2 protein-coding genes are annotated in these 10366 nt (G+C 73.2%); both read right to left on the reverse strand.

What is annotated here, in order from left to right:
• The coding region (locus ACFPQ9_RS34820) for a beta-ketoacyl synthase N-terminal-like domain-containing protein (RefSeq protein ID WP_380862394.1) at window positions 1-407 on the reverse strand (407 nt) is incomplete at its 3' end.
• 11 nt (window positions 408-418) lie between these two features.
• The coding region (locus tag ACFPQ9_RS34825) for a type I polyketide synthase (protein ID WP_465269599.1) at window positions 419-10366 on the reverse strand (9948 nt) is incomplete at its 5' end.

Raw genomic sequence — 10366 nt, forward strand, 5'->3', positions numbered from 1 at the left:
AACGCCTCCCACGACACCTCCAACAACAACCGCTGCTGCGGATCCATCGCCAACGCCTCACGCGGCGAAATCCCGAACAACCCCGCATCAAAATCCGCCACACCCGACACAAAACCACCGGAATTCGCGTAAGTACGGCCGGGCTGCCCGGGAACGGGGTCGAAGAGGTCGTCGATGTCCCAGCCGCGGTCGGCGGGGAACGGGACCACACCGTCACGACCGGCGGCGAGCATCTCCCACAACTCCTCCGGCGACGACACACCACCCGGGAAACGACAGGCCATCCCCACGATCGCGATGGGTTCGCGGGAGGCCGCGACGAGTTGGCGGTTGCGCCTCTTCAGCGACTCGGTCTCCTCCAGGGACTTGCGCAGAGCCTGGACGACCTTTTCGTACGGTGCGCTCATCGATGCCTCTGTCAGTCTCGTGAGTCGGAGTCGGAGTCGAAGTCGAAGCCCAAGTCGTCGTCGGCCGAGGGGCCGGCCGCGTCGGTGGGGTCGGTCAGGTCGCCGAGCGCGAGGTTCACGAGGTCGTCGACGGCGAGGTCGGCGAGGGTGCTGCCGTCGTCCGGTGTGTCGTCGGACCCGATCGCCCGCTCGTCCTCGGCGCGCCGTTCCGCGTCCTCGGCTTGCGTGAGCAGGGTGCGCAGGCCGGGCAGGAGGCCGGCGTCGCGCAGTCGGCTGAGCGGCGCCGAGGCGAGGACGCGGCGCAGACGGGACTCGTCGAGGTCAGTCAATTCCGTGAGGTCCTGCGTGGAGGCGTCCGCGGTGTCGTCGGGGAAGAGTTCGGCGTGCAGGTGGCGGCCGAGGGCGGCCGGGGTGGGGTGGTCGAAGACGAGGGTGGTCGCGAGCCGGAGTCCGGTCGCGGTCATCAGCTGATTGCGCAGGTCGACGGCCGTGAGGGAGTCGAAGCCGAAGTCCTTGAAGGCACGGTCGGCGTCGATCGCGGCCGGTGTCTCATGGCCGAGCACCGCGGCGACGCGGGACTGGACGAAGTCGCCCAGGGCGCGTTCGCGTTCGCCGGACGGCAGGGCGCGCAGCCTTGCGACGAGTTCGCCTGTCTCGGCGCCCGCGGTACCGGTTCCGCCCCGGGTGGCGGTGGTCGCGTCGGGCAGGTCGGCGAGCAGGGCGCTGGGCCGTGCCAGGGCGAACGCCGTCGCGAAGCGGTCCCAGGAAATGTCCACCACGGCGGTGCAGGGGCGATCGTCGGCGAGTACCTGGTCGAGCGCGGCGAGCGCACGCTCGGGCGGCAGGGGGCGCAGTCCGGAGCGGCGGATGCGTTCCTCGGCGGCCCGGTCGGCGGCCATGCCGTCGCCGGCCCAGGGCCCCCAGGCGACGGACGTGGCCGGCAGTCCCACCGCACGGCGGTGCTGGGCGAGCGCGTCGAGGTGGGCGTTGGCGGCGGCGTAGGCGGCCTGGCCGGCGTTGCCCAGGACGCCGGTCACGGAGGCGAACAGCACGAAGAGTCCGAGGTCCTGGTCGGCCGTCAGTTCGTGGAGCAGGTCGGCGGCACGGGCCTTGGCGGCGAGGGCGTCGGCGAGGTGCCGTGGGGTGAGGTCGGCGAGGACGCCGTTGGCGGGGATGCCGGCCGCGTGCACGACGCCGGTGAGCGGGGCGTCCTCGGGGATCCCGTCGATCAGGGAGCGGACCTCGTCGCGGGCGGTGAGGTCACGGGCGGCGAGGGTGACGCGGGCGCCGAGCGCGGTGAGTTCGTCACGCAGTCCGTCGGCGCCGGGAGCGTCGGGACCGCGCCGGGAGACGAGCAGCAGATGCCGGGCACCCCGCTCGGCGAGCCGTCGGGCGAGGTGCCGGCCGAGGGCTCCGGTGCCACCGGTGATCACTACGGTGCCGCCGAGGCCGTCCGCCGGGGGCTCGTCGGGGTGGGCGGTGCCGGGGGCGTCGTCGCGTACGAAGCGTGCGGCGAAGACACCGCCCGCCCGGACGGCGAGCTGGTCCTCGGACCAGGTGGTGGAGCGGCCGTGGGCGAGGAGTTGGGCGAGCCGGGTCAGGTCCCGGTGGCCGGGCCGGACCGGAAGGTCGGTCAACCCGCCCCAGATGTCGGGGTGTTCGAGGGCGAGGCTGCGGCCGAGCCCCCACAGCTGGGCCTGGGCGGGATGCCGGAGCGGATCCCCGGTGCCGACGGAGACCGCGGAGCGGGTCGCGCACCACAGCGGCGCACCGGTCCCACCGGCCGCGTCGGCCCACACCTGGGCGAGCAGCAGGGTCAGAGCGGTCGCGACGGGCGGCTGCTGATGCACGTCCCCGAGGGGGTCCCGCTCTTCCGCCCACGCCAGGAGGGACAGCGCACCGTCCGGGGCGAGTTCGCGGACCCTGGCCGCGAGCGCCGTGCGGCTGTCGTGGCTGCCGATGGTCACGACGGTGACCTGGGCGCCGGCGTCCCGCAGGGCCCGCGCGCACTGCTCGACGAAGGCGTCGTGGTCGGCGGTCAGCTGCTCCGGGGCGACGATCAGCCAGTTCCCGGCGAGCGTGGCGGCCGGTACGCCGACCGGCTTCCAGGTGACCGTGTAGCGCCAGGCGGCGAGTTCGGAGGCCTCGCTCTGCCGCCTGCGCCAGTCGGAGAGCACCGGCAGCAGGGAATCGAGTGAGGTGTCGGCGCTGACGCCGAGCCGGTCGGCGAGCGCGGCGGGGTCACCGCCGTCGACGAGGCTCCAGAACCCGGCGTCGCCGGCCTGCCGCCGTGCGGTCGCGGGCCGCTGTGCCCGGCGGTCGCGCAGCCAGTAGCGGCGGCGCTGGAAGGCGTAGGTGGGCAGCTCGACGTGTGCACCGGCCCCGATGTGGGTGGGGTCCGAGGCTGCCGTCACGGCGGCCCAGTCGGTTCGCATGCCGCGGACGAAGAGGTCGGCGACGGCCGTCAGCAGCGTCTCGGTCTCGGCATGGCCGGCCCGCAGCGCGGCGGCCGCGGTGACGCGAACGTCGGAGGCGGAGCGGGCGAGTGCGGTGAGGACCGGGTCGGGGCCGAGTTCCAGGAGCCGGGTGGCGCCGAGGTCGCCCGTGGCGGTGGTGAGGGCGTCGTGGAAGCGCACGGGACGGCGTACCTGGTCCACCCAATAGGCGGCGGACGCCCACTGCGCGGTGACGGACTCGCCCGTGGCGGAGCTCACGGCGGGGGTCGTGGGGCGGCGGTAGGCGATCGTCTCGGCGACGGTGGCGAAGTCGGCGAGCATCGGGTCCATCAGCGGGGAGTGGAAGGCGTGGCTGACCCGCAGCCGGGACACCCGGCGCCCCTGTCCACGTGCCGTGTCCATCGCCTCGACGACAAGTTCCTCGTCCCCGGACACCACCACGGACGAGGGTCCGTTGACGACGGCGACGGTGATCTGCCCGCTGCCGGTCAGCTCCTTCAGCAGTTCGGTCACCTCGGCCTCGCCGCCCTCCACGGCGGCCATCGCACCACCGTCGGGCAGCGCCTGCATCAAGCGGGCCCTTGCGGCCACCAGCCGTACCGCGTCGGGGAGTTCGAAGACCCCGGCGGCATACGCGGCGGCCAGCTCGCCCACCGAATGGCCGAGCACGAGATCGGGTCGGACGCCCCAGGACCTGAGGAGTTCGACGAGGGCCACTTGCAGGGCGAAGAGGGCCGACTGTGCGTATCCGGTGGCGTTCAGCGGGTTCGCGTCGTCGGGCCGGCCGTCGGGTTCGGCGAGCAGCATCGCGCGCAGGGGGTGGGCGAATCCGCCCTCGGGTCCCCCGAGTTCGGCTTCGAGCAGCTCGCACACCGCATCCAGGGCCTGCGCGAACACCGGGTAGGTGGCATGGAGTTCCCGTCCCATGCCGGGCCGCTGGCTGCCCTGCCCGGTGAACATCCAGGCGGTACGGCCTTCGACGACCGTGCCGGTGACGACCGTGGCGGCGTCCGGCGCGGGAGCGCAATGCGCCGCCAACGCGTCCAGCCCGGCGCGCAGTTGAGCGAGTTCACCGCCGAGTACGACGGCACGGTGGTCGAGCACGGCGCGGGTTGTCGCCAGCGCGTGCGCCATGTCGCCGGGGAGGGGTGACTCGTCCAGGGAGCCGAGGAAGCCCGTCAGCCGGGCCGCCTGGGCCCGGGTCGCCCGGTCGGTACGGCCGGACACGACCCAGGGCACGAGCGGGGAACCGGAGTCCGCTTCCCCTGTGTCCCGCGTGCCGCCCGGCTTCCGCCCGGTCCCGCTTTCGCCGTCCGGGGCTTCCTCCAGGATGACGTGGGCGTTCGTGCCGCTGATACCGAAGGAGGACACACCGGCGCGGCGCGGATGTCCGGCCGCCTCCCAGTCCCGGGGCTCGATGAGCAGCCGTACGGCTCCGGACCCCCACTCGATGTGCTCGGACGGCCGGTCGACGTGCAGGGTGCGGGGCAGATGGCGCCGTTGGAGCGCCATCACCATCTTGATGACGCTCGCCGCGGCGGCGCCCGCCTGGGCGTGCCCGATGTTCGACTTGATCGAGCCGAGCCACAGCGGCTCGTCGTCGGTGCGAGCCTGGCCGTAGGTCGCGAGCAGGGCGTGTGCCTCGATCGGGTCGCCGAGCCGGGTGCCGGTGCCGTGCGCCTCGACCACGTCGACCTCGGCGGGCGAGACGCGGGCCGCCTTCAACGCCTGGCGGATGACACGTTGCTGGGAGGGGCCGTTCGGCGCGGTCAGCCCATTGGACGCACCGTCCTGATTGACCGCACTGCCCCGCACGACCGCCAGCACCGGATGGTTGTTGCGCCGTGCATCGGACAACCGCTCCAGGACGAGCATGCCGCCGCCCTCGCTCCAGCCGGTCCCGTCGGCGCTGTCGGCGAACGACTTGCAGCGGCCGTCACCCGCCAGCCCGCCCTGCCGCGCGAACTCCAGGAACATGCCCGGCGTCGCCATGACGGTGGCGCCGCCGGCCAGCGCCATGTCGCACTCACCGGACCGCAGCGCCTGGGCGGCAAGATGCAGGGCGACGAGCGCGGAGGAGCAGGCGGTGTCCACGGACACGGCCGGGCCCTCCAGCCCGAACACGTACGACAACCGTCCCGACGCCACACTCGGGGTGCTGCCCGTCAGCAGATAGCCGTCCGTCTCCGGGTCGGCGTCGTCGTCCTCCTGACCGCTGGCGTACCCGTTCGCGGACACGCCCGCGTACACGCCCGTCGCCGAACCCTGGAGGGACAGCGGGTCGATGCCCGCACGCTCCAGGGCCTCCCAGGCCGTCTCCAGCAGCAGCCGCTGCTGCGGGTCCATGGCGAGGGCCTCACGGGGCGAGATCCCGAAGTGCTCGGCGTCGAACTCCGTGGCGCCGTCGACGAATCCGCCGACCGCCGTCACCCCTTCCAGCGTCTTCATGTTCCAGCCGCGGTCGAGGGGGAACGGCGTGATGCCGTCACCGCCGTCCGCCACCAGTGACCACAGGGCCTCGGGCGAGTCCACGCCGCCGGGGTAGCGGCAGCCCATGCCGATGACGGCGATGAGCTCGTCGGCGAGTACGGCGGCCGTGTCCTCCGTATCCCGCGCCTCGTGGTCGACCGGCGCGCCGACGAGTTGCTCCCGCAGGGACGCGGCCAGCGCGGCCGGTGTCGGGTGGTCGAAGATGACGGTCACCGGAAGCGTGATGCCGGTGGCGGAGCCGAGCCGGTTGCGCAGGTCGACGGCGGTGAGCGAGTCGAACCCGAGGTCCTTGAAGGCACGGGACGCGTCGACCGACCCGGCGGACGCATGCCCGAGCACCCCCGCCACCTGCGCCTGCACCAGGTCCAGCAGCTCGCGCTCCTGCTCCTCGACGGACAGCTCCCGCAGCCGCCCGGCCAGGACACCGCCGGCCGCGGTCGGCCCGGCGGCGCGGCGGCGACGATCGGCGGCCGGCACGACGCCTTGCAGGATGCCGGGCAGGCTGTCGCGTACGGTCGCCAGGGCGGACGTACGCAAGGCGACGGGGACGGCGTTCGGCTCGTCCACGACAAGCGCCGCGTCGAGGAGGGCCAGCCCCTCACCGGTCTCCAGCGCCGGGAAGCCCTGCCGGGCCATGCGCTCCAGCTCCGCCGCCCCCAGCGTCCCGCCCATACCGTCGGCGTTCGCCCACATGCCCCAGGCCAGCGACACGGCCGGCAGCCCTTGGGCCTGACGGATCACGGCCAGGGCATCCAGCACATTGTTCGCCGCCGCATACGCCGCCTGACCGGCGTTGCCGACCACACCCGCGAAAGAGGAGAAGAGCACGAAAGCGGAGAGATCGTGATCGGCGGTCAACTCGTGCAGATGCAGGGCCGATTCAGCCTTCGCGGCCATGACTCGGGCCAGTCGCTCGGGCGTCAGGTCGGCGACCAGACCGTCATCCAGCACACCCGCCGCATGCACGACACCCGACAGGTCGACGCCGTCCAGCACGGCGGCCAGCGCCGCACGGTCCGACACGTCACACGCCCGCACCTCGACCCGGGCACCCAACTCATCAAGTTCCGAAGCAAGTTCCGGGGCCCCCGGGGCTTCGGGCCCGCGCCGGGAGAGGAGCAGTAGGTCCCGTACGCCGTGCTCGGTGACCAGGTGCCGGGCGACCTCCGCGCCCAGACCACCGGTCCCGCCGGTGATCAGCACCGTGCCGTCGGCGTTCCACGGCGAGGGCACCGAGATGACGACCTTGCCGACGTGCTTGGCCTGCCCCAGCAGACGTAGCGCCTCCGGTGCGCGCGAGATCGGGTAGGCGGTGACCGGGGCGGGCCGCAGGGCACCGTCCTCGAACAGGTTCAGCAGGGCGGCGAACATCTCGGCGATCCGGTCGGGACCCGCGTCGATGAGGTCGAAGGCGGTGTAGTCGACGCCGTAATCGGCCCGCACCTGCTCCGCATCGCGGATATCGGTCTTGCCCATCTCCACGAACCGGCCACCCGGCCGCACCAACCGCAACGAGGCGTCCACGAACTCACCCGCCAGCGAGTCCAGCACCACATCCACACCCGACCCGAACCGCTCCTCGAACTCCGTCGTCCGAGACGAGGCGATCCGCTCAGCCGCAACCCCCAACCCCCGCACCACCGGCCACTTCGGCTCACTCGCCGTCGCATACACCTCAGCACCCAGGTGACGGGCGAGCTGTACGGCCGCCGTGCCCACGCCACCGGCAGCCGAGTGGACCAGCACCGACTCCCCCGCCTCAAGTCCGGCCAGGTCCACCAAGGCGTAGTAGGCGGTGAGGAACACGATCGGCACGGACGCCGCCTGCTCGTAGGACCACTCCTCCGGAATGCGGGTCAGCAGTCGCCCATCGGTCACGGCCGTGGGGGCGAACGCGCCGTCCAGCAGGCCCATCACCCGGTCACCGACCACCAGATCGGTCACCTCCGCGCCGGTCTCGACGACCACCCCGGCACCTTCGTGCCCGAGCCGGCCGGCGTCGCCCGGATACATGCCGAGGACGTTCAGTACGTCGCGGAAGTTGACGCCGGCGGCCCGCACACCGACCCGTACCTCGCCGGGTCCGAGAGCGCGCTGTTCCTCGGGCACGAGCCCGACCCCGTCCAGCCGCCCCTGAGCCACCACATCCATCCGCCAGTCGGCGCCCGCGCCCACCGGCGGCACCAGCACTCCGCCCGAAGCCATCCGCACCATCCGCGGCACCCACACCCGGCCCCCGCGGATGGCGACCTGTTGGTCGTCGAAGCGGGTGGCGGCGAGACGGTACGACGCCGGGTCGTCGTCGACGTCGACGAGGGCGAAGCGGCCCGGGTGCTCGTTCATGGCGGAGCGCACCAGTCCCCAGACGCCGGCACCGCCGGCATCGGGGGCCTCACCGTCCTGGACGGCCACGGCTCCGTTGGTCACGACCACGAGGCGTGCGCCGGCGGGACGGTCCTGTGCCACCCACTCGCGGACGGCGGCCAGGACCTCGGTCACCGCGGCCGTGCCCGCCCCACGCCGGGCCGAGAGCAGGACGGTGTCGGGGACAGGTGTGTCGCCGTCACCGTCGTGGGGAACGAGGGTCAGTCCCGCCCCGTGCCAGGGCTCGGCATCGTCCGGCACCCGCAGGACCGTCACCGGGCCGGTGGCAGCGGCAACCGGTTCCTCGGGAGCCGGCGCCTCGAGCGCCGGCGTCCACTCCACGCGGTAGAGGTACTCCGCGCTCGCGGACGCGGCCCCGGCTGCGAACCGCGCGGGCGACGCCGGGCGCAGCAGCAGTGACTCGACGGCGGCGACGGGAGCGCCGGTGGCGTCGGCGACGTACAGGGCGTAGGTGCCGGAGCCGCGCGGGACGATCCGGACGCGGACGAGGTTCGCGCCCACGGCTTGGCAGGACACTCCCGTCCAGGCGAACGGCAGCAGTGCACCGTGCTGTTCGTCGGCGCGCAGGGCGAGGGCGTGCAGCACCGAGTCCAGCAGGGCGGGGTGCAGCGCGAAGGCGTTCGCCTCGCCGGCCACGTCTTCGGGCAGCGCGGCCTCGACGTACAGTTCCTCGCCCCGGGCCCAGACCTGCCGCAGGCCACGGAAGGCGCTGCCGTACCGCAGGCCTGTCTCGGCCAGCCTGTCGTACAGGCCGGTCGTGTCGAGCTGTTGGGCATCGGTGGGAGGCCAGGTCCGCAGATCCGTGGACCGGTCGGGTGCCTTGGCGCCGCCGCTCACCGTTCCCTCGGCGTGCAGGGTCCAGTCGGAGTCGTCGTCCGGGCGGGCGTACAGACGCAGCGGGCGCGCGCCCGTGCCGTCGGGGGCGTCGAGGGCGATCTGGATCTGGACGGCGCCCTGCCCGGGGAGGATCAGCGGGGCCTGGAGGGTGAGTTCGTCGACGCGGTCGCAGCCCGCGCGGTCGGCCGCCGCCAAGGCGAGTTCGACCAGCGCCGTGCCCGGTACGACGACGGTCTCGCCCACGACATGGTCCGCGAGCCACGGCGCGACGGCCGGCGACAGCCTCGCGGTCAGCAGGACCGCGTCCGATCCGGCGACGGACACGGCCGCGCCGAGCAGCGGGTGGTCGGCGGCCTTGAGCCCGAGGCCACGTGCATCCCCCGCCGAGCCCATGTCACGCAGCCAGTACCGCTCGCGCTGGAAGGCGTACGTCGGCAGCGGCGTCCGTACGGCACCGCTGCCCTCGAACACGGCCGGCCAGTGGACGGCGGCGCCCCGGACGTACAGCTCGGCGACGGCGCGGAGAGCGGCCTCCGCTTCCGGCAGGTTCCTGCGCAGCACGGAGAACGCGAACGCCGGCTCCACCAGGGCGGACAGCACAGGATCGGGGCCGACTTCGAGGAAGCGTACGGCACCGAGCTCGTCCACGGCCGTGCGAGCCGCGTCGTGGAAACGAACGGCCTCACGCACCTGGCGCACCCAGTAGCCGGGGGTGGTCCAGTCATCGTCGCCGAGCGTGGCACCCGTCAGTGTGCTGACGGCGGGCAGCGTCGGCCGGTGGTAGGCGATCTGCTCGGCGATCGTGGCGAACTCGTCGAGCATCGGCTCCATGAGCGGGGAGTGGAAGGCGTGCGAGACGCGCAGGCGGGTGACGCGTCGACCGCGTTCACGGACCGCCGCCATGACGCGCTCGACGCCGTCCTCGCTGCCGGAGACGACCACGGCGGTCGGTCCGTTGACGACGGCAACCGACACATCGTCGCCGCCGGTCAGGAGGTCGGCGATCTCCGTGGCGTCGGCCTCGACGGCGGCCATCGCGCCGCCCTCGGGCAGCGCCTGCATCAGCCGTGCCCGAGCCGCCACCAACCGCACCGCATCCGACAGTTCGAAGACACCGGCCGTGTACGCGGCGGCGTATTCGCCGATGGAATGCCCCAGCACCAGATCGGGGCGCAGTCCCCAGGAGTCCAGCAGAGCCGCGAGCGCGATCTCGACAGCGAACAGGGCTGCTTGTGCGTAGCCGGTGCGGTCGAGGAGGGCGGCTGCTTCGGTCCCGTCGTCGGCGAAGAGGACGGCGCGCAGCGGGACCGGGAAGCCGTCCGCGCCGGACAGTTCGGCCTCCAGCAGGGTCGCCGCCTCGTCGAAGGCGCGGGCGAACCGCGGGTGGACAGCGTGCAGTTCACGTCCCATGCCGAGGCGCTGGCTGCCCTGGCCGGTGAACATCCACGCCGTACGGCCCTCGGTGACCACGCCGGTGACGGCGGGCAGGGCGAGCCCCGCACGCAGCGCGTCGCTGTCCGGGCCCAGCACGACAGCCCGGTGCTCAAGCGCCGCACGGGACGTGGCCAGGGACAATCCGATGTCGAGGGGGGACAGTTCGGGCCGCTCGGCCAGAAAGGCGGCCAGCCTGTCCGCCTGCGCGTCCATGGCCTGCCGACTGCGACCCGAGAGCACCCAAGGAATGACGGGCACTTGGGTCGCGGACTCGGGCCGGTGAGGGGACCGCGCGGTCGGGGCTTCTTCGAGGATGACGTGGGCGTTGGTCCCGCTGATACCGAAGGACGACACACC

The organism is Streptomyces coerulescens, from assembly GCF_042657965.1.
Lineage (GTDB): Bacteria > Actinomycetota > Actinomycetes > Streptomycetales > Streptomycetaceae > Streptomyces > Streptomyces coerulescens.